The organism is Pseudomonas sp. 203-8 (assembly GCF_020708595.1).
Lineage (GTDB): Bacteria > Pseudomonadota > Gammaproteobacteria > Pseudomonadales > Pseudomonadaceae > Pseudomonas > Pseudomonas aeruginosa.
This window is the reverse complement of the sequence record NZ_JAJFDF010000006.1, coordinates 358,108-379,213: the sequence shown is the minus strand read 5'-3', so window position 1 is coordinate 379,213 and position 21,106 is coordinate 358,108. Positions and strand designations below refer to the sequence as shown.

Below are 21,106 nucleotides of genomic sequence, written 5' to 3'. Positions count from 1 at the left end.
GGAGGGAGCGTCTGGCCAGAAGGTCGGGGAGAGGGGCTACTTCGCCGGGTGGAACGAGGCGACCCGGGTCAGGCCGAGAAACCGCCATCGATGGTCAGGCTGGCCCCGGTGATGTAGGCCGCTTCCGGCCCGGCCAGGTAGGCGACGAAGCTGGCGATTTCCTCGCTGCGGGCGTAGCGCGGCAGTGCCATCAGGCCCTTGAGGGCCTCGGCGAAGTCGCCGTCGTCCGGGTTCATGTCGGTATCCACCGGACCCGGCTGCACGTTGTTCACCGTGATCCCGCGCGGGCCGAGGTCGCGGGCCAGGCCCTTGGTCAGGCCGACCAGCGCCGACTTGCTCATCGCGTAGGTGGCGCCGCCGGCGAACGGCATGCGTTCGGCATTGGTGCTGCCGATGCTGATCACCCGCCCGCCGTCGCCCATGTGCTTGACCGCCGCCTGGGTGGCGACGAAGACGCTGCGCACGTTGATCGCCAGGGTCCGCTCGAAGTCGGCCAGCGGCAGCTCTTCCACCGAACCGAGGGCGAGGACGGCGGCGTTGTTGACCAGGATGTCGATGCGTCCGAAGCGAGCCGCCGCTTCGTCGACGGCGGCGACGAGCGCGGCCGCGTCGGCGCTATCGGCATGCAGGGCCAGGATGCTGGCTCCGGCGCCTTCGAGTTCGGCCGCCAGGGCCCGGGACTTGTCCGCCGAGCTGACGTAGGTGAAGGCGACGCTGGCGCCTTCGGCGGCCAGCCGGCGAACGATGGCGGCGCCGATGCCGCGGGAACCGCCCTGGACGAAGGCGACTTTGCCGGCGAGGGATGCAGAGGATACGGACATGGAAATCTCCATCGGAGTGGATAGACAGGCCCCGAGTTTCCGTCGTCCATTGCAGACCTGGTAGCGGGTAATCGCTATATTCAGCCGATACCAATGGTTTATGCGGGCCCTTTCCCATGGAAACCCTCAGCAACATCCAGTGCTTCGTCCGCAGCGCCGAGGCCGGTAGCTTCGCCGAGGCCGCCAGGCGCCTGGGCCTGACGCCGGCCGGGGTGGGCAAGAACGTCGCCCGCCTGGAAAGCAACCTCGGCGTGCGCCTGTTCCAGCGCAGCACCCGGCGCCTGACCCTGACCGAAGCCGGGGAGCGTTTCCTGCAAGAGGTCGGCGGCAGCCTGGAGGGCATCCAGACCGCTCTCGCCAACGTCTCCAGCGTCGGCAACCAACCCAGCGGCACGTTGAAGGTCAGCATGGGGCTGGCCTTCGGCCGCGACTACATCCTGCCGCTGCTCGGCGAGTTCCTCGAACGCTATCCCGACATCGTGCCCGACTGGCATTTCGACAATCGCCAGGTCGACCTCATCGGCGAAGGCTTCGACGCCGCCATCGGCGGCGGTTTCGAACTGCCTCCCGGGGTGGTGGCGCGCAACCTGACGCCGGGCCACCTGATCCTCCTCGCCTCGCCCGCCTACCTCCGCGACAAGCCGCCAATCCGCCATCCAGGCGACCTGGGCGGCTTCGACGGGATCCGCATCCGCTCGCCGCAGACCGGCCGCGTGCGCTCCTGGCCGCTGCGCCGGCGCAACGGCGAGGAGGCGCCGATCGAGCTGCGCGAACGCATGACCATGAGCGACCCGGAAGCCACCTGCGAGGTCGCCGCCATGGGCCTGGGCATCACCCTGGTATGCATGCAGCACGCCTATGCCTACCTGGAGTCCGGCGCCCTGGTGCGGGTCCTGCCGGACTGGTACGTCGACGCCGGCAACACCAGCCTCTACTACGCGGCGAACAAGCTGCTACCGGCCAAGACCCGGGTCTTCGTCGACTTCGTCGTCGACTACTTCCGCCGCCAGGACCTGGCCCGGCGCTTCTCCGCCTTCCCAACCGGCTAGCGCCAGCCATCCGTCGCCTCGGCAAACGGGAAAAGGCCCTGGCACCGGCCTCGCCGGAAAAACGGCAGTTTGACATTACCGATTGGGACTCTAGTTTTAGAAAACGCCGCCGACGAGCTTGGAAGGCGTCTTCCGCACGGTCCCGAGGGACCGCCTGGAAGCCCTGCTCCGATCCGGCACATGGAGTGCAGCATGCGCGAGTCCCTCGGTGTTTCGTTACCATCCCGGCCCCTGCTGCTGAAGCTGGGCCTGCTTTCCCTACCCTGGGCGTTGTGCGCCGGGCTGCATGCCGTCGGCCTCGGCGTCTGGCTGGTCCTGGCGCTCGGTTGGTTCGCCAGCCTGGCCATGCTCGTCCTCCTCCTGCGCGCCCCTCGGCAAGCGGTAGCGAATGCCAACCCGCAGGCGGATGCCGCTTCGCCGGCCTGGAGCGCGGCGCAACGGGCGCTCGCCGACGAAACCGCGCAACTGGACGGTCACGCCCGGCAGATCGACGAACTGCTGCATTCGGCGATCCGCCAGCTCAGCGACAGCTTCCACGGCCTCGCCGAACGCATCGATACCCAGCGCGGCCTGTCCCATTCGCTGATCGAGCGCTACGACGGGCGCGGCCAGGTCGACGAAGGCATCAACTTCCAGGACTTCGTCAGGACCACCCAGCAGACCCTCAGCCTGTTCGTCGAGGCTACCCTGGAAACCAGCCGGACCTCGCAGCAACTGGTGGAACGCATGGACCAGGTGCGCCTGAAGATCACCGAGATCCTGCAGTCGACCCAGGACATGGACGCCATCGCCAAGCAGACCAACCTGCTCGCCCTCAACGCTGCCATCGAGGCCGCCCGAGCCGGCGAGAGCGGCCGCGGCTTCGCCGTGGTCGCCGATGAAGTGCGCGCGCTGTCGACCCGCTCCACGGAGTTTTCCGCCGCCATCCGCAAGCACGTCGACGTGGTCCACCACGAGATCCAGGACGCCGAGAGCGCGATCTCGCAACTGGCCGACAAGGACATGTCCTTCGCCCTCGATTCCAAGCACAAGATCCAGGGCATGCTCGATGACCTGGAGGCGATGAACCGGCACACCCTGAAGGTCATCCACGAACTGGACCGGCTCTCGCTGGAAGTCGGCCAGGGCGTCGACGCGGCGGTCACCGCCCTGCAATTCCAGGACATGGGCAGCCAGTTGCTCGGCCAGATGCGCAAGCACCATGCGCGTCTTGGCGCCTTCGCCCTCGGCCTCGGCGCGCTGGAGGCGCGGCCGCGCCAGGAATGGCCCGAACGGGTCGCGCGGGAGGTCGAGGAACTACGCCGGCCCTTGCCCAGCCCGGTGAGCCAGAACAGCGTCAACGTGGGCGAAGTGGAATTGTTCTGAGGGGTATCGATAGCCAATCCGTCTAACCGGATAACTATCCGACGAGAAACCGGCGCCAATAATTGAAATCCACCGGACATTGTCTTTACTGGAACTAGCAAAGGGCCATCAGAGCCCTCCGTCACAGCCACCTGGCACACACCACCTTCGCCGCCGAGCTTGGCGCTGCGGTAGGGACACCGTGAGGACGCAAGACCATGGGCAAACCGATTCTGATCGTCGACGACTCGGCGTCTATCCGCCAGATGCTGAGCTTCACCCTGAAGTCCGCCGGCTACGAGGTGGACGAGGCCGCGGACGGCAAGGAAGGCCTCGGCAAGGCCCAGAGCAAGAGCTACAGCCTGGTGTTCACCGACCAGAACATGCCGAACATGGACGGCCTGTCGCTGATCCGCAGCCTGCGTAACCTGGCCGGCTACCGCAGCGTGCCGATCCTCATGCTGACCACCGAATCGAGCGACGCGATGAAGCAGCAGGGGCGTAGCGCCGGCGCCACCGGCTGGCTGGTGAAGCCGTTCGACCCGCCGAAACTGCTCGAAGTGACGCGCAAGGTCCTGCCCTGATTCCCGTTCCCCCGCGGGGGAGGTCCCATGCCCCAGGATATGAGCCAGTTTCTCCAGGTGTTCTTCGAGGAAACCGAGGAACACCTGGCCACCCTCGAACTCCTCCTGATCGGTCTCGACCTGGACCGGCCGGACAGCGAGACGCTGCACGGCATCTTCCGCGCCGCGCATTCGATCAAGGGTTCCAGCGGAATGTTCGGTTTCGACGACATCACCGCCGTCACCCACGAACTGGAGACCCTGCTCGACCGCATCCGCTGTGGCCAGATGCACCTGCGGCCGGACATGATCAGTTCCTTCCTCGAAGCCCGCGACGTGTTGCAGCGCCTGCTCGACGCCCATCGCAGCGGCAGTCCCGACCCCGGGGTGCCGTTGCTGGAGACGGTCGAGCGGCTGCGCGGCTGGCTGCGGGTGCCGGAACAGGAAGCGGCGGAGGAAGGCTTCGGCCTGTTCGACGACGCGCCCGCCAGGGAAACCGCGGACGACGATGCCTTCGGCTTCTTCGACGAAGGCCCGGGCGCTCCGGAACGAGCGGCCGCGCCGGAAGCGTTCGGGCTCTTCGACGAGGCGCCCGGCGCACCGGCCGCGAGCGAAGCGTTCGGCCTCTTCGATGAGGCACCGGGTTCCCCACCTACGGAGGAACGCGCCTTCGGCCTGTTCGACGGCGCCCCCGGCAGCCCCGCCGCGCCCAGTGCGCCCGCGCAAGCCGTCGCCGCGACGGCCAGGGGCGCAGTCGCGCCCGTGCGTGGCGACGGCGAGTCCGGCTCGATCCGGGTCAGCGTGGAAAAGATCGACAGCCTGATCAACCTGGTCGGCGAACTGGTGATCACCCAGGCCATGCTCGGCCAGCTCGGCGAGCAGCTCGACCCGAGCCGCCACGAGCGCCTGCAGCACGCCCTGGCCCAGCTCGAACACAACACCCGCGACCTGCAGGAATCGGTGATGTCGATCCGCATGCTGCCGATCAACTTCATCTTCAGCCGCTTCCCCAGGCTGGTGCGCGACACCGCCACGCGCCTGGGCAAGCAGGTCGAGCTGCACCTGCACGGCGAGCACACCGAACTGGACAAGAGCGTGATCGAGAAACTCAGCGATCCGCTCACCCACATCGTCCGCAACAGCATCGACCACGGCATCGAAACGCCCGCCGAACGCCTCGCCGCCGGCAAGCCGGCGAGCGGCACGGTGAAGCTCGCCGCCAGCCACCAGGGCGGCAGCGTGGTGGTGGAGGTTTCCGACGACGGTCGCGGCCTGTCGCGTCCACGCATCCTCGCCAAGGCCCGCGAGCGCAACCTGCCGGTGCATGACGGGATGAGCGACGCCGAGGTCTGGCAACTGGTGTTCATGCCCGGCTTCTCCACCGCCGAGACGGTCACCGAGCTGTCCGGACGCGGCGTCGGCATGGACGTGGTGAAGCGCAACATCGGTGCCATGGGCGGGCGCATCGACATCGACTCGGCGCCCGGCATGGGCACTCGCATCGGCATCCGCCTGCCGCTGACCCTGGCGATCCTCGACGGCCTGATCGTCGCCGTCGAAGCGGTCAACTACGTGATTCCGCTGACCTACATCGTCGAGTCGCTGCAGGCGCGCAGCGACGACGTGCGCGGCCTCGGCGGCGAAGACAACGCGATGATCCGCGTACGCGGCGAGTACCTGCCGCTGTTCAGCCTGCACGAGCTGTTGCGCATCGGCGGCGAAGCGCCGGCGCCGGAGCAGGGCATCGTGGTGATCCTCGAGTCCGAGGGGCGCAGCTTCGCCCTGCAGGTGGACGAACTGGTCGGCCAGCAGCAGGTGGTGATCAAGAGCCTGGAACAGAATTTCCGCCGTGTGGAGGGTATCGCCGGCGCCACCATCATGGGCGACGGCAGCGTCGCCCTGATTCTCGACGTCGATGCGCTGCCACGCCTGGCGGCGCGGGAGGACACCGCCGATGAACGGCACTGAGGCAAGCCAGGCGAACGGCCCGGCGCAGGAATACCTGACCTTCACCCTGGGCCGCGAGGAGTACGCCATCGACATCCTCCGCGTGCAGGAGATCCGCGGCTACGACCAGGTCACCGCGATCGCCAACGCGCCGCCCTTCATCAAGGGCGTGATCAACCTGCGCGGGGCGATCGTGCCGATCGTCGACCTGCGCATCAAGTTCCACCTCGCCGAGGTCACCTACGACCCGTTCACCGTGGTGATCATCCTCAACATCGGCCGGCGCATCGTCGGCGTGGTGGTGGACTCGGTATCCGACGTGATCGCACTGGGCGGCGACGCGATCAGGCCGCCGCCGGAGTTCGGCGCCAGCTTCGACACCGAATACCTGCTCGGCCTGGCCACCGCGGGCGAGCGCATGTTGATCCTGGTGGACATCGAGAGACTGATGACCAGCCGCGAAATGGCGCTGGTCGACGAAGCCGCGGCCTGAGCGGCGCCAACGAGGGATAGGCAGGGGATATCGAAATGGGTCTGTTCAATGCACATGCGGTGGCGCAGCAACGCGCCGACCGGATCGCCACGCTCCTCCAGTCGTTCGCCGACGGCCAGCTCGACACCGCCGTCGGCGAGGCCCCGGCGCCCGGCTACGAGCGTCTCTACGACAGCCTGCGGGCGCTGCAGCGGCAACTGCGCGAACAACGCGCCGAACTCCAGCAGGTGGAAAGCCTGGAGGCGGGGCTGGCGGAGATGAGCCGCCAGCACGAAGCCGGCTGGATCGACCAGACGATTCCCGCCGAACGCCTGGAAGGTCGCGCGGCGCGCATCGCCAAGGGCGTCAACGAACTGGTGGCCGCGCACATCGCGGTGAAGATGAAGGTGGTCAGCGTGGTCACCGCCTACGGCCAGGGCAACTTCGAGCCGCTGATGGACCGCCTGCCGGGCAAGAAGGCGCAGATCACCGAAGCCATCGACGGCGTTCGCGAACGCCTGCGCGGGGCCGCCGAGGCGACCTCGGCGCAACTGGCCACGGCGGCCTACAACGCGCGGATCAAGAGCGCGCTGGACAACGTCTCGGCCAACGTGATGATCGCCGACAACGATCTCAACATCATCTACATGAACCGCACCGTCAGCGAGATGCTCGGTCGCGCCGAAGCGGATATCCGCAAGCAACTGCCGAACTTCGACGCCGGCCGCCTGATGGGCGCCAACATCGACGTGTTCCACAAGAATCCGGCGCACCAGCGGCACCTGCTGGCCAACCTCACCGGCGTGCACAAGGCCGAGCTCAACCTCGGCGGCCGGCGCTTCTCCCTCGACGTGGTGCCAGTGTTCAACGACGCCAACGAACGCCTCGGCTCCGCCGTGCAATGGACCGACCGCACCGAGGAACACCGCGCCGAGCAGGAAGTCTCGCAACTGGTGCAGGCGGCGGCCGCCGGCGACTTCAGCAAGCGCGTCGAGGAGGCCGGCAAGGAAGGCTTCTTCCTCAGGCTGGCGAAGGACCTGAACAGCCTGGTGGATACCGCCGACCGCGGCTTGCGCGACGTCTCGCGGATGCTCGGGGCGCTGGCCCAGGGCGACCTCACCCAGCGCATCGAGGCCGACTACCAGGGCACCTTCGGCCAGCTCAAGGATTTCTCCAACGACACCGCACAAAGCCTGTCGCGGATGCTCGGGCAGATTCGCGAGGCCGCCGACACCATCAACACCGCCGCCAGCGAGATCGCCAGCGGCAACGCCGAACTGTCGGCGCGCACCGAGCAGCAGGCGTCGAGCCTGGAGGAAACCGCCTCGAGCATGGAAGAACTGACCAGTACGGTGAAGCTCAACGCCGAGAATGCCCGCCAGGCCAACTCGCTGGCGGCCAATGCCTCGGAAGTGGCGACCCAGGGCGGCACCGTGGTGCAGAAGGTGGTCAGCACCATGTCCTCGATCAACGAGTCGGCGCGCAAGATCGCCGACATCATCGGGGTGATCGACGGCATCGCCTTCCAGACCAACATCCTCGCCCTCAACGCCGCGGTCGAGGCAGCCCGCGCCGGCGAGCAGGGCCGCGGCTTCGCGGTGGTCGCCGGGGAAGTGCGCACCCTCGCCCAGCGTTCCGCCGCCGCGGCCAAGGAGATCAAGACGCTGATCTCCGACTCGGTGGACAAGGTGGAGAACGGCAACACCCTGGTGGCCCAGGCCGGACAGACCATGAGCGACATCGTGGTGGCGATCCGCCGGGTCACCGACATCATGTCGGAGATCGCCGCCGCCTCCGCCGAGCAGAGCACCGGCATCGAAGAGGTGAACAGCGCGGTCTCGCAGATGGACGACATGACCCAGCAGAACGCCGCGCTGGTGGAGGAAGCCGCGGCCGCGGCCGAGGCCATGCAGGAGCAGGCGGGCCTGCTCAACCAGTCGGTGGCGGTGTTCAGGCTGGACACTCCGCCGAGCGTGGTCCAGCTCGCCAGCGCGCGGCCGTCCGCGCCACGCCCCAGCGCGCCGGCGCCGCTGGCCCGCAGCGGCATGGCGCGGGCCAGCAAGGCGCGCAAGGAAGACGGCTGGGAAGAGTTCTGAGACCACGCCGCGCCTCCGCCAGGCGGAGGGCGGCAAGCCCTTAGGGTCGACCAGGGAAACCCGACGCCAATGCCCACCTCCACGCCTTCGCCGGTGTTCGGCAACCAGGAGTTCCACTACACCCGCGAGGACTTCCAGCAAGTACGCGAGCGGCTCTACCGACTGACCGGCATCAGCCTGGCCGAGAGCAAGGCGCAACTGGTCTATAGCCGCCTCTCGCGGCGCCTGCGCCTGCTGCGGCTCGGCAGCTTCGCCGAATATTTCACCCACCTCGACCGCGAGCCGGGCGAGCAGCAGTTGTTCGTCAACGCGCTGACCACCAACCTCACCGCATTCTTCCGCGAACGCCACCACTTCCCCCTGCTCGCCGACCTCGCCCGCCGCCAGTTGCAGCGGCATCGCCCGCTGCGCATCTGGTCGGCGGCGGCGAGTACCGGCGAGGAACCCTATTCGATCGCCATCACCCTGGTGGAGGCGCTGGGCAGCTTCGATCCGCCGGTGAAGATCGTCGCCTCGGACATCGATACCGGGGTGCTCGACTGCGCCCGCCAGGGCGTCTATCCGCTGGAGCGTCTGGAGCAGATGCCGGCGCCGCTGAAGAAACGCTTCTTCCTCCGCGGCACCGGGCCCAACGCCGGCAAGGCGCGGGTGGTGGAGGAACTGCGGCAACTGGTGGAGTTCCGCCAGATCAACCTGCTGGAGGCAGACTGGTCGATCGCCGGGGAACTCGACGCGATCTTCTGCCGCAACGTGATGATCTACTTCGACAAGCCGACCCAGACCCGCCTGCTGGAACGCATGGTGGCCCTGCTGCGGCCGGAGGGCCTGTTCTTCGCCGGGCATTCGGAGAACTTCGTCCACGCCAGCCACCTGGTGCGCTCCGTCGGCCAGACCGTCTACAGCCCGGCCTGATCGCGATGAATCTCCAGGCCCGGGAAGGCGCGCCGCTGAACCGCTACTACGATCCGTACTTCGCCTGCGATGCGGTGAAGCTTTTGCCCGGCGAATACTTCGCCAGCGGCGAAGACCTGGTGATCGTCACCGTGCTCGGCTCCTGCGTCTCGGTGTGCCTGCGCGACCCGCTCAACGGCATCGCCGGGATGAACCACTTCATGCTCCCCGAGCGCGGCCTCGGCGGCGACCCGGCCTCGCCGTCGGCGCGCTACGGCAGCCACGCCATGGAACTGCTGATCAACCGCATGCTGGCCCTCGGCGCCAGCCGCGAGCGCCTGCAGGCCAAGGTCTTCGGCGGCGGCTCGGTACTGCGCCAGATCAGCGCCGCCATCGGCCAGCGCAACGTCGAGTTCACCCTCGACTACCTGGCCACCGAGCGTATCCCGCTGCTCGCCAGCGACGTGCTGGAGGCCTTCCCGCGCAAGATCTACTTCTTCCCGCGCAATGGCCGGGTCCTGGTGAAGTCCCTGGTGGAGCTGAAGAACGACACCGTGCTGCAGCGTGAACGCGACTACCGCCGCCGTATCGACCGCAACGCGGACGGCGGCCCCATCGACCTGTTCTGACTCTCCGGGAGAGCCCGCCATGCCCATCAGTGTCCTGGTCGTCGACGATTCCGCCCTGATCCGCAGCCTGCTCAAGGAGATCATCCAGGCCGACCCGGAGCTGCGCCTGGTCGGCTGCGCGCCGGACGCCTTCGTCGCCCGCGACCTGATCAAGCAGCACGCGCCGGACGTGATCAGCCTCGACGTGGAAATGCCGCGAATGGACGGCCTGACCTTCCTCGACAAGCTGATGAAGGCGCGGCCGACCCCGGTGCTGATGATCTCCTCGCTCACCGAGCGCGGTTCCGAAGCCACCCTGCGCGCGCTGGAACTGGGCGCGGTGGACTTCATCGCCAAGCCCCGGCTGGGCATCGCCGAAGGCATGCAGGCCTATGCCGAGGAAATCCGCGCCAAGCTCAAGACCGTCGCCCGCGCCCGCCTGCGCCGCCGTGCGGCGGACGCGCCGGCGCCGCCGGAAAGCGCGGCGCCGCTGCTCAGCACCGAGAAGATCATCGCCCTCGGCGCCTCCACCGGCGGCACCGAGGCGCTCAAGGAAGTGCTGCTCGGCCTGCCGGCGCACAGTCCCGGGGTGGTCATCACCCAGCACATGCCTCCCGGCTTCACCCGCAGCTTCGCCGAGCGCCTGGATCGCCTGACCCGGCTCAGCGTCAGCGAAGCGCGCGACGGCGACCGCATACTGCCCGGCCACGCCCTGGTCGCGCCGGGCGACCACCACATGGAGGTGCAGCGCTCCGGCGCCAACTACGTGGTGCGTTTGAACCGCCAGGCGCAGGTCAACGGCCACCGCCCGGCAGTGGACGTGATGTTCGAGTCGCTGGCTCGCTGCGCCGGGCGCAACCTGCTCGCCGGCCTGCTCACCGGCATGGGCAAGGACGGCGCGCGCGGGCTCCTGGCGATCCGCCAGGCCGGCGGCTACACCCTGGCCCAGGACGAGGCTACCTGCGTGGTCTACGGCATGCCCCGCGAAGCGGTGGAACTGGGCGCCGCGGAAGACGTGCTGCCGCTCGAACGGATCGCCGCCGCGCTGCTCCAGCAAGCCGCCCGGCGCGGCAGCGGCAACCGCCTCTGAGCGGGATCCTGGCCGGCCCGCTGCGCTTTTTCGCCGCCCCCCGCAACCTCCCCCGCCGAGACCCCGCCGACGACAGGCCCGAACCACGGGCCTTTGCCTGCTCGCCATCATTGTGACGTCAAATTAATGGCGAAATAAAACCAAATTACGTTGCCTGAAATAATGCACATCTGCACAATTGGCCCTTTCGCCAAAAGTTCGACACACGCTTTCGATCCATGATTTCGGCCGCGGGCCGGGCGAGAAACTGATAGGGATAGCCATGGCGGCGAACTGGGGGTTGCGCGGCAAATCGGTGGTGGCGCTGTTGCTGGCCTGTGCCCTGGCACTGGTCCCGGCGGTGCTGCTGGGCTGGCGCGCGATGGACGACATCCGTACGCACTTCGGCCTGGCCTACGCGAAGAACTTCACCCTGCTGCACCGGCAGAAGATCCTCGCCCCGGTCTCCCGCGAACTGGCGTTGTCGCGCCGTTTCGCCGAATCGGTGGTGACCCGCGACTGGCTGCTGAAGGAAGACGACCCGGCGCGCCGCGCGCTGTTCTTCCGCGAGGCCGAGGGCTACCGCGGCGACTTCCGCGACCACGCCTACTTCATCATCGCCAGCGGCTCCCACCACTACTACTTCAACGACGGCCGCCAACCCTACAGCGAACGGCCGCGCTACACCCTGGAGGCCGGCGACCCGGAAGACGCCTGGTACTTCAATACCCTGCGCAACAGCGCCGCCTACAACATCAACGTCAATGTCGACAGCAAGCTGAACCTGACCAAGGTCTGGTTCAACCTGGTGATCCGCGACCAGGGCCGGCCCATCGGCCTGGCCGGCAGCGGCCTGGACCTGAGCGGCTTCCTCGACGACTTCATCATCGCCCGCGAGCCGGGCGTGACGCCGATGATCGTCGGCGACGACGGCGCCATCCAGGCCCACCCGGACCGCCGCCTGATCGCCTACAGCTCCGCCGCCGGCGGCGCCAGCGAACGCCACCGGGTGTTCGACCTGCTCGACCAGCCGGAACAGCGCGACGCCCTGCGCGAGGCCATGCGCCTGGCCCGCGCCAAGGCCGGCTCGGTGCACTGCCTGTGGGCCGGCCTCGACGGCCGCCAGCAACTCTTCGCCGTGGCCTACATTCCCCAACTGCGCTGGTACGTGCTCACCGCCGTCGACCTGCACGCCGCCCAGGTCCTCGACAACCGCTGGCTTTGGCCGCTGGCGGGCACGTTCCTGCTGTTGCTGGTGGCCCTGCTGCTGGGCTTCGCCTATGCCGTCGAGCGCCTGCTGTTGCGCCCCCTGCGCAGCCTCAAGCGCTCGGCCAAGGCGATCGCCGCCGGGCGCTACGACACGCCGCTGCCGCTGGCGCGCCAGGACGAGATCGGCTCGCTGTCGAAGGCCTTCGCCAGCATGGCCGACCAGGTCCGCCGGCACACCGCCGAGCTGGAAGACAAGGTCCAGGAGCGCACCCAGGCGCTGGAGGAAGCCAACCGCGAGATGGCCGCCGCGCAGAAGAAGATCGGCGACAGCCTCGACTATGCCAGCCTGATCCAGCGCGCGATCCTCCCCGACCGCCAGCTCAGCGCCACCCTCGGCGAGCATCACTTCATCCTGTGGAAACCGCGCGACGTGGTCGGCGGCGACTTCTACGTGTACCGCGAGCAGGCCGACGGCTACCTGATCGGCGTGGTCGACTGCGCCGGTCACGGCGTGCCCGGCGCGCTGATGACCATGCTCGCCCGCGCCGCCATCGACCACGCCATCGAGGCGGTGGGCAGCCGCGACCCGGCGGCGATCCTCGGCGAGACCGACCAGGCGATGCGCAGCATGCTCAGCCAGGAGCAGATCCCCCAGGCGTTGGCCACCAACATGGATGCCGGGCTGGTCTGGGTCGACCGCCGGCGCCGCCAGCTGGCCTTCGCCGGGGCGAAGATCTCGCTGTACGCCAGCGACGGCGAGGAGGTCCAGGAACTCAAGGGCGCGCGCCGGGCGATCGGCGACAAGCGCCGTGGCGACTACCGCAACATCGAGGTACCGCTGGCGCCGGGCTGGACCTTCTACCTGAGCACCGACGGTTTCCTCGACCAGGCCGGCGGCGAACACGGCTTCGGCTTCGGCAGCCGGCGCTTCGCCGACATGCTCCGCGACCACGCGCGGCAGCCGCTCCCCGAGCAGGCCGAGGCCTTCGTGGCGACGCTCGCCGAGTACCAGGGCGAGCACCCGCAACGCGACGACATCACCATCCTGTCCTTCCGATTCGACTAGGGGCACCCATGGAAACGCTAGACCTGCTGGCCATGCGTGAAAGCTACACCCGCCAACGCATCCTGCTCTGCTTCAACGGACCGATCTCGCGCAGCCTGATCGAGGAGATAGGCCACGCGCTGCGCAACTACCTGCACGCCGAACAGGCCAAGCCGAGCGAAGCGATGGACGTCTTCGCGGTGTACATCGAGATGACCCAGAACATCCGCCACTACGCCAATCTCAAGGGCTACGGCGAACACGAGGCGGCGGCCACGGTAGCCATCGCCCGCAACGAGGACGGCCACTACGTGGTGTCCGCCGGCAACCTGGTGGAACGCGACGACGGCCAGAGCCTGGTGCGCAGCATCCAGGCCATCGCCAACCTCGACAAGGCCGCCCTCAAGGCCGCCTACAAGGAGCAGCTACGCCGCCCGCGCGACAGCGGCTGCGCCAGCGGAGCCGGTCTCGGCCTGCTGGACATCGCCCGCAAGTCCAGCGAACCACTGGCCGCATCGCTGAAGGAACAGCCCGACGGGCGCGCCTTCTTCAGCCTGCGCGCCGTGATCTGACCCCGTGTTTTAGGAAGAACACCATCATGAGTGACCTGCACATACCCGGCACCCAGTCCACGCCCGCCATCCAGGGCGACTGGCAGGCCGGACGCCTGTCCATGCAAGGCGATTCCTACCCGGAAAACTCCTATGAACTGTTCGGCCAGGTGATCGACTGGGTCGAGCGCTTCCTCGCCGCCGGGCAGCGGCCGCTGGAACTGGACCTGCGCCTGCTGTACCTGAACACCAGTTCGATCAAGGCCATGATGGACATCCTCGACCTGCTCGAAGAGGCCCACCAGGGCGGTCGCCCGGTCAGCCTGCGCTGGCACTACGACCGGCGCAACGAACGGGTCGCCGAGCTGGCCGAGGAGTTCCGCGAGGACTGCAGCTTCCCCTTCGCCATCCAGGCCCACGACGAGTAGCCGACGATGAGCCGCGAACGCGAACTGGACGCCTGGATCGACGGCCTGCTGGCCGATCCGCAGTTCCACGGGCATCCGCTGCACCAGGCGCTGGCCCGCCTGCGCCAGCAATCGCTGGAGCAACTGGTGCGGCTGGAGCGCATCGCCCGGATCTCCGACGGTTTCCAGTCGATGGCGCGGGAGCAGAACCTGTCGCTGTCCGAGCGCTACCACAAGCAGCTGCGGCGCCTGGAAAAGGTGGCGCGGATCTCCGACCGCTACCAGCAGATGATGCGCGACCTCAACCTGGCGCTGAAGGAAGCCTCGATCCGCGACCCACTGACCGGCCTGCCCAACCGACGCATGCTGCTGGAGCGCCTCAGGGAGGAGAACGAACGCTCCCAACGCCACGGCCAGAGCTACGTGCTGGCAATGCTCGATGTGGACTTCTTCAAGCAGGTCAACGATACCTGGGGCCACGACAGCGGTGACCGGGTGCTGGTGGAAATCGCCCGGGCCATGGAGTCCGAGCTACGCGAATACGACCTCTGCGGCCGCTGGGGCGGCGAGGAATTCCTCCTGCTGCTGCCACAGACCCGCCTGCAGGACGCCGGCCCGGTACTCGAGCGGGTGCGCGACAGCGTACGGACCCTGGCGGTACGCGTCGGCACCGAGGCGCTGAGCGTCACCGCCAGCGTCGGCGTTACCGAACACCGCATCGGCGAAACCTATTCGCAGACCGTCAATCGCGCCGACGCCGCACTGCTCGACGCCAAGCGCAGCGGCCGCGACAAATGCGTGTTCGCCGCGCTCCCGCCGCTTCCTGCCCCTTCCCGCCCGGCTCCAGCGCGCTGAGCCTCCTCAGGCGTCCAGCCGCTGCGGCCGCACCTGGCCTCGGCTGAGGTCCACCAGCAGCGCCTGAAGCGCCTCGAAGCGCGCCACCGGCAACTCCAGGGTCAGGACGACGCCGTCGGCGCCGTAGTCTTCCGCCGCCACGCTGGCGCCCAGCGCCAGGCTGCGCGCCTTGAGCAGCGCGTGGTCGGCGAAGGCACAGGCGAAACGCACCCGGCAGCGCTCGACCAGCTCGCTGCGCGGCGCCTGCTGCAGGCACTTGGCCGCGCCGCCGCCATAGGCGCGGGCGAGGCCGCCGGTGCCGAGCTTGATGCCACCGAACCAGCGGCTGACCAGCACCGCCACGCAGTCCATGTCCTGTCCCTCGATGGCCGCCAGGATCGGCCGCCCGGCGCTGCCGCCGGGTTCGCCGTCGTCGCTGAAGCGGTACTGCGCGCCGCACTTCCAGGCCCAGCAGTTGTGTCCGGCGGAAGCGTCGCGGTGGGCGGCGATGAACGCCTGCGCCTCGTCCTCGTCGGCCACCGGGGCGGCGATGGTGTGGAAGCGGCTCTTGCGGATTTCCTCGCGGTATTCGGCGAGGCCTTGCAGGGTGCTCGGCATCGCGTTCAGGCCGCCGGCGGGATCAGTCCGCAGCCCTTGAGGATGATCCGCACCAGGTTGTCGGCGGCGGCGGCGAAGTCCTGCCTGGACATGCGCTTGCGGCCGGTGACCAGGCCGATCTGGCTGGCGAAGTCGGCGTAGTGCTGGGTGCTGCCCCAGAGCAGGAAGATCAGGTGCACGGGATCCACCGGGTCCATCCGGCCGGCGGCGATCCAGGCCTCGAATACCGCGGCGCGGCCGCGGAACCAGCTGCGGTAGTCCTGGTTGAAATGCGCGGTGAGGCACTCGCCGCCGCTGATGATCTCCATGGCGAAGATCCGCGAGGCCAGCGGGTAGCGGCGGGAGAACTCCATCTTGGCGCGGATGTAGCGGGCCAGCGCCTCGGCCGGATCGTCGTCGACGCCGAGGGTGTTGAAGGTACTGTCCCAGAGTTCGAGGATGTTGCTCAGCACCGCCGTGTAGAGGCCCAGCTTGTTGCCGAAGTAGTAGTGCAGGTTGGCCTTGGGCAGGCCGACGTTCTGCGCGATGGTGTTCATGCTGGTGCCCTTGAAGCCGTGGCGGGCGAACTCCTCCTCGGCCGCGGCGAGGATCGCCTCCTCGTTCTTCTGGCGGATGCGCCCGGCCGGCTTGTCGCGGGCGGCCGGGTCGTGGGCGGGCACTGTCAGGGTCATGCGCAGGTTTCCATCGGCGTGATCCCCGCGTTGATACCCCAGCCCGGCCGCGGGACACAAGCCAGGCGCGGAAAAATTTGCAAACGCCCGTATCAACCCAGCGGCTTGCGCCAGCGCGCCAGGGCGCCGCCCTTCGCGCTGGCCTGCGCCGCTTCGGCAACGCGCTCCTCGGGCAGCAGCAGGTTGAGCAGGATGGCGGTGATGCCGCCGCTGGTGATCGCCGAGTCGAACAGGGTCTTCACCACCGCCGGCATCTGGTCGAGCAGGGTCGGCTGCGCGGCCACGCCGAGGCCGACGCCGAACGAGGCGGCGATGATCAGCACGCTGCGGCGGTCCATCGCGGTCTGGCCGAGAATGCGGATGCCGGCGGCGGCGACGCTGCCGAACATCACCAGGGTGGCGCCACCGAGCACCGGCTTGGGGACCTGCTGGAGGATCGCGCCGACCCAGGGGAACAGGCCGAGCGCCAGCAACACGCCGCCGATATAGATCCCGACGTGCCGGCTGGCCACCCCGGTGAGCTGGATCACCCCGTTGTTCTGCGCGAAGGTGGTGTTCGGGAAGGCGCTGAAGGTGGCTGCCAGCAGGCAACTGACGCCGTCGCCGAGCACCCCGCCGCGCAACCGCTGCAGGTACGCCGGTCCCTCCAGGGGCTGCCGCGAGAGCATGCAGTTGGCGGTCAGATCGCCGACCGTCTCGATGCTGCTGATCAGGTAGATCAGCGCCACCGGCAGGAAGGCCATCCAGTCGAAGGCGAAGCCGAAGCGGAACGGCTGCGGCAGGCTGACCAGCGGCAGCTCGGGCAACGCCCGCGGAACGAACAGGCCGGTCGCCCAGGCCGCCAGGGTACCCAGCGCCAGGCCGATGACGATGGCGGCCAGGCGCAGCCAGGGCAGGCGCGAGCGGTTCAGCAGGACGATGCTCAGCAGCACCAGCGCGCCCAGCGCGAGATTGGCCGGTGCGCCGAAGTCCGTGGCCCCGGCTCCGCCGCCGAGGTCGGTGATGCCGACCTTGATCAGGCTGACGCCGATCAGGGTGATGACGATGCCGGTGACCAGCGGCGTGATCACCCGGCGAAGATGGCCGAGGAAACGACTGAGGACGATCTGCACGAAGGCGCCGAAGAAGCACACGCCGAAGATCATCGCGAGGATCTCCTCGGGACCGCCGCCGCGCTGCTTCACCAGCATCCCGGCGGCCAGCACGGCGCCGAGGAAGGCGAAGCTGGTGCCTTGCAGGCAGATCATCCCGGCGCCGATGCCGAACGGCCGGCGCGCCTGGATCAGGGTGCCGGCGCCGGAAACCATCAGCGCCATGCTGATCAGGTATGGCAGGTGCTCGCCGAGGCCGAGCAGCGAGCCGATCACCAGCGGCGGAGTGACGATACCGACGAAGCTGGCCAGCACGTGCTGTAGCGCGGCAAGGAAGGCGGGAAGCGGGCGCGGCCGGTCGTCGAGGCCGTAGATGAGGTCGTTGGGGCGTTGGTCTTCGCTATGCATCGGGCCGTCTCAAGTGGCGCTCCTCGGACAGGAGGAGGTTGCACGGCTTCTGCAAAAAGCTGTCCAGGTGATCAGCTTATTCCTGCCGCTCAGGCTGCAGGGCGCGCCCGGCGTGGGTCGAGCGAACAACGGGAGGCAAACGCAAGGACCACGGAGGCGACCGTCGCGCACCGTGCCGATGCACGGCGCGCAATGACGGGGCGCGCTGGCGGGGCCCGGCCGGCAGCCCCGCGCGACGGACTCAGAAGTGGTACTTGACCAGGAAGCTGGCGGTGTTCTGGTCGGTGGTGAAGTACTGCGAGTCCTTCACGCCGTACTTGTCGGACCAGTAGTCGTACTCCAGGCCCACGTACAGGTGCTTAGGCTCGTAGCCGAGGGCCTTGCCCAGGTCGTACTTGACCTGTGGGTTGAAGTGCAGGTTGGCGTGATAGTCGCTCTGGTTGCGGCGGCTGGTGCTGGCGCTCTTGTTGTTGATCACCCAGTCCATGTAGCCGTCGATGAGGATGTCGGAGTTGCCCACCGGAATGGTGTAGGACCACACCGGGGTGATCTGCCAGGCGCCGGCGCGCACGCGGTTGCCGTCGGGCTTGCGGTAGTAGAAATTGAGCTGGAAGTAGTCGAAGCCGGGGATCGCCAGGTCGAAGCCCGGGCCGAGCAGGTAGGCCTCGGTGTCGCCTTCGCCGAACTCGTAGGTGCCGGCCAGCAGCACGTCCTTCACCGGGCCGAAGGAGAGGTCCGCTCCGGTGAGCTTGCCGAAGCTCAGGCGCGGAGTGATCTCGCCGTAGTAGGTGTTCTTGCCGTTGCTGGCGTCTTCCTTGCCGTTGTAGTTGATCTGGTCGAAGAAGATAAACAGGTCGCCCCAGGTCCAGCCGCTGGCATGTTCCAGGGTGAAGGTCTGCTGGATCGGCGGGTTGATCTTGAAGTTCTTGCCGTAGAGGTAGGTCAGGCTCTCGTTGTGCCAGAGCAGCGGCCCCGAGTCGGTCTCGTGGGTCGGCGTCATGTCATGGTCTTCGGCGACAGCCTGGCCTGCGGCCAGTAGCCCCCCGGCTAGCATCACGGTGGCGAGTGTGCGGCTCATTGAAACGCTCCTGGAGTGAATAGCTTTTCTTCTAGTGGGCGAACCTGTCCGAGCGGTCAGGCCTCGCCATGGATAGCAAGAACGAAGCCAAGACGGCGCGGGCGCTTCGCCGGGTTTCCTGCGGCGAAGGGAACGCCTGTTTTTTCAGTGTTTTGGACAAAGGCGGCGAAATGCCTCCAACCTCTCTACGACGGCAAAAACCTGACCCCAAGGACAGTTTTTGCCTTGCACTGGTGCGTGGTCGGGAGGGGCGTGCTCGACTTTGGGTTGGCAGCGCGAAGAAAACTGGATACACAAAAACGATTTGTGACAAAAAGAATCAGCAGACTTTTGTACACAAAACAGTGCGTGGTCTTTCTACACATCACCGCCCCGGCGTTCGGGCGAGAAGCGGCGCGGATGATGCCAGAGACGGCGGGCGGAATTCATCCCCGAATGGGGTTTTTCGTCGGGTTTCAGGACGCCCGGACGTAAATTCGCCAGGGCCTGGGAGACTCCGGTGGCATGACATCCAGAAGGCGCTCTCGATGTTGCGTAGCGGAGCGCGCTCGAGTACGGGTCGCCTGGCAGCCTATGCCTGCCGGGACTTCTTGCTTCGCCATCCGCAGGGCGGATACGCCTTGGGCATTATCCGCCGGACAGGTCTCCCCGCCTCACCCACATGGGTCCCCTCACCACACCGCGATCTGCGAATCGGTGCGCGGCTCGGTGCCGCCACAGAGCACGCCGCTGGCCGGGTCGCGCAGGACGATCTGGCCGCGCCCGTAGCTGGTCGAGTCGTAGGCGATTTCCACCTGGTGCCCACGCTGCGCCAGCTCCGCCGCCAGCGCGCGCGGCGCGGCATGTTCGATGCCGACGCGCAGCCCGCCCAGCCACTGCCAGCGCGGCGCGTCGAGGGCGGCCTGGGGGTTGAGGCCGAAGTCCACCAGGTTCATCACCATCTGCACGTGGCCCTGCGGCTGCATATAGGCGCCCATCACGCCGAACGGGCCGAGCGGCACGCCGTCCTTGCTGAGGAAACCGGGAATGATGGTGTGGAAGGTCTGCTTGCCCGGCTCCAGGCAATTCACGTGGTCCGGATCGAGGCTGAACTCGGCGCCGCGGTTCTGCAAGGCGATGCCGGTGCCGGGCACCACCACGCCGGAGCCGAAGCCGTGGTAGTTGCTCTGGATGAACGAGACCAGGTTGCCCTCCTCGTCGCCACAGGCCAGGTACACCGTGCCGCCCGGCCTCGGCTGGCCGGGGCTGGGATCGAGCGCGCGCTCGCCGATCAGCGCACGGCGGCTGGCGGCGTAGTCCTCGTGCAGCAGTTCCTCGACCGAGACCCGCATCGACTGCGGCTGGCTGATGTAGTGCAGCCCGTCGACGTACGCCAGCTTCATCGCCTCCAGTTGGCGATGCCAGGTCCGCGCGCAGTCGCGCTCGCCGAATTCGAAGCCCTTGAGGATGTTCAGGGTCATCAGGGCGATCAGGCCCTGGCCGCTCGGCGGAATCTCCCAGACGTCATAGCCACGGTAGTTCAGTGAGATCGGTTCGACCCACTTCGCCTGGTAGCCGGCCAGGTCCTCCGCGCGCAGGTAGCCGCCGCTGCGCTCGGCGTGGCCGACGATGGCCCTGGCCAGCTCGCCGCGATAGAAGCTTTCGCACTGGCTGCGCGCCAGCTCGTCCAGGGTGTCGGCCTGGCCCGGCTGGCGGAACACCTCGCCGGCGCGCGGCGCCCGGCCGTCGATGAGGAACTCGTCGAACCAGGCCCGCAGCTCGGGCCGCTGCGGCAACGCCGCGCGGAACTTGTCCAGGCCGCTTTGCCACAGGCGGGCGATCACCGGCGAGACCGGGAAGCCATCGCGGGCCAGCTCGATCGCCGGCCGCAGCAGTTGTTCGAACGGCAATTTGCCGAAGCGCCGCGACAGTTCGGCCCAGGCCGCCGGACAGCCCGGCACGGTGACCGGCGTCCAGCCGTACAGCGGCATCCGCTCGTGGCCGGCGGCGCGCACCCGCTCGCGATCGAGCAGGCCCGGCGCGCGCCCGCTGGCGTCCAGGCCGTGCAGGCGGCCGCGGGTCCAGACCAGGGCGAAGGCGTCGCCGCCGATCCCGCAGCCGGTCGGCTCGACCACCGTCAGCGCGGCGGCGGTGGCGATCGCCGCGTCGATGGCGTTGCCGCCACGGCGCAATATCTCCAACCCGACCTGCGCCGCCTGCGGCTGCGAGGTGGCGACCATGCCGCGGCGGGCATGGACCGGCGAACGTTGCGAGGCGTAGGGAAGCGCGTGGGCGGAGAAGTCGAGCATCGGCGTGGGCTCCGGGAAACTTGAGGCGGCAGGTTAGCCCTGCCAG

The 21,106-nt window shown here is 68.1% G+C and carries 19 protein-coding genes; 13 read left to right on the top strand and 6 right to left on the bottom strand.

Annotated features, from left to right (window positions below; translation table 11 throughout):
• Positions 1-68: 68 nt before the first annotated feature.
• Positions 69-821, bottom strand: coding sequence for a 3-oxoacyl-ACP reductase family protein (locus LJF27_RS16525; RefSeq protein WP_003106691.1), 753 nt, complete (start codon positions 819-821; stop codon positions 69-71).
• Between the two features lie 116 nt (positions 822-937).
• On the opposite strand from LJF27_RS16525, the gene LJF27_RS16520 reads away from it, so the two are divergent.
• The 13 genes from LJF27_RS16520 to siaD all read left to right on the top strand — a co-directional run bounded on the left by LJF27_RS16520 (position 938) and on the right by siaD (position 14,927).
• Positions 938-1,870, top strand: a complete 933-nt coding sequence (locus LJF27_RS16520) for a LysR family transcriptional regulator (protein ID WP_003083951.1) — start codon at positions 938-940, stop codon at positions 1,868-1,870.
• Positions 1,871-2,050: 180 nt separating this feature from the next.
• Complete coding sequence (gene cttP, locus LJF27_RS16515) at positions 2,051-3,235, top strand: trichloroethylene chemotactic transducer CttP (protein ID WP_009875676.1); 1,185 nt, start codon at positions 2,051-2,053, stop codon at positions 3,233-3,235.
• Between the two features lie 197 nt (positions 3,236-3,432).
• The gene (locus LJF27_RS16510) at positions 3,433-3,798 is read left to right on the top strand and encodes a response regulator (protein ID WP_003083943.1); all 366 of its coding nucleotides are present in this window, start codon (positions 3,433-3,435) and stop codon (positions 3,796-3,798) included.
• 27 nt (positions 3,799-3,825) lie between these two features.
• Entirely contained in the window at positions 3,826-5,745 is a 1,920-nt protein-coding gene (locus tag LJF27_RS16505) for a chemotaxis protein CheA (RefSeq protein WP_023083869.1), read from the top strand.
• Complete coding sequence (locus LJF27_RS16500) at positions 5,732-6,217, top strand: chemotaxis protein CheW (protein ID WP_003083938.1); 486 nt, start codon at positions 5,732-5,734, stop codon at positions 6,215-6,217. The genes LJF27_RS16505 and LJF27_RS16500 overlap by 14 nt, the downstream gene beginning before the upstream one ends.
• A gap of 35 nt (positions 6,218-6,252) precedes the next feature.
• A complete protein-coding gene (gene aer2 / locus LJF27_RS16495) occupies positions 6,253-8,292 on the top strand; it encodes an aerotaxis transducer Aer2 (protein WP_003112650.1) in 2,040 nt (679 codons plus the stop codon).
• 69 nt (positions 8,293-8,361) lie between these two features.
• On the top strand, positions 8,362-9,204 hold the full coding sequence (locus LJF27_RS16490) for a CheR family methyltransferase (RefSeq protein ID WP_003102222.1): 843 nt from the start codon (positions 8,362-8,364) through the stop codon (positions 9,202-9,204).
• Positions 9,205-9,209: 5 nt separating this feature from the next.
• Positions 9,210-9,812, top strand: a complete 603-nt coding sequence (gene cheD, locus LJF27_RS16485) for a chemoreceptor glutamine deamidase CheD (RefSeq protein WP_003102220.1) — start codon at positions 9,210-9,212, stop codon at positions 9,810-9,812.
• A 19-nt stretch (positions 9,813-9,831) separates the two neighbouring features.
• On the top strand, positions 9,832-10,881 hold the full coding sequence (locus tag LJF27_RS16480; RefSeq protein WP_003083922.1) for a protein-glutamate methylesterase/protein-glutamine glutaminase: 1,050 nt from the start codon (positions 9,832-9,834) through the stop codon (positions 10,879-10,881).
• Positions 10,882-11,143: 262 nt separating this feature from the next.
• Positions 11,144-13,135, top strand: a complete 1,992-nt coding sequence (gene siaA / locus LJF27_RS16475) for a biofilm regulation protein phosphatase SiaA (protein WP_003112649.1) — start codon at positions 11,144-11,146, stop codon at positions 13,133-13,135.
• 8 nt (positions 13,136-13,143) lie between these two features.
• Positions 13,144-13,686 carry a biofilm formation regulator kinase SiaB gene (siaB, locus tag LJF27_RS16470; RefSeq protein WP_003083916.1) on the top strand — a complete coding sequence of 181 codons (543 nt, stop codon included), beginning with the start codon at positions 13,144-13,146 and terminating at the stop codon, positions 13,684-13,686.
• Between the two features lie 26 nt (positions 13,687-13,712).
• Positions 13,713-14,093 (top strand): biofilm formation regulator SiaD modulator protein SiaC, encoded by a 381-nt coding sequence (siaC, locus tag LJF27_RS16465; RefSeq protein WP_003102215.1) that lies wholly within the window; start codon positions 13,713-13,715, stop codon positions 14,091-14,093.
• A gap of 6 nt (positions 14,094-14,099) precedes the next feature.
• Positions 14,100-14,927 carry a biofilm formation regulator diguanylate cyclase SiaD gene (siaD, locus tag LJF27_RS16460; RefSeq protein WP_003083910.1) on the top strand — a complete coding sequence of 276 codons (828 nt, stop codon included), beginning with the start codon at positions 14,100-14,102 and terminating at the stop codon, positions 14,925-14,927.
• 6 nt (positions 14,928-14,933) lie between these two features.
• On the opposite strand, the gene LJF27_RS16455 is transcribed toward siaD, so the two are convergent.
• The 5 genes from LJF27_RS16455 to LJF27_RS16435 form a co-directional block, all read right to left on the bottom strand.
• Positions 14,934-15,524 carry an IMPACT family protein gene (locus tag LJF27_RS16455; protein WP_003102213.1) on the bottom strand — a complete coding sequence of 197 codons (591 nt, stop codon included), beginning with the start codon at positions 15,522-15,524 and terminating at the stop codon, positions 14,934-14,936.
• A 5-nt stretch (positions 15,525-15,529) separates the two neighbouring features.
• On the bottom strand, positions 15,530-16,195 hold the full coding sequence (locus tag LJF27_RS16450) for a TetR/AcrR family transcriptional regulator (protein WP_003117223.1): 666 nt from the start codon (positions 16,193-16,195) through the stop codon (positions 15,530-15,532).
• A gap of 92 nt (positions 16,196-16,287) precedes the next feature.
• Positions 16,288-17,694 carry a uracil-xanthine permease family protein gene (locus LJF27_RS16445; protein ID WP_023117251.1) on the bottom strand — a complete coding sequence of 469 codons (1,407 nt, stop codon included), beginning with the start codon at positions 17,692-17,694 and terminating at the stop codon, positions 16,288-16,290.
• Positions 17,695-17,935: 241 nt separating this feature from the next.
• Entirely contained in the window at positions 17,936-18,772 is an 837-nt protein-coding gene (locus LJF27_RS16440) for an outer membrane protein OmpK (protein WP_003102209.1), read from the bottom strand.
• Positions 18,773-19,443: 671 nt separating this feature from the next.
• Complete coding sequence (locus LJF27_RS16435) at positions 19,444-21,060, bottom strand: gamma-glutamyltransferase family protein (RefSeq protein WP_003128380.1); 1,617 nt, start codon at positions 21,058-21,060, stop codon at positions 19,444-19,446.
• Positions 21,061-21,106 lie beyond the last annotated feature (46 nt).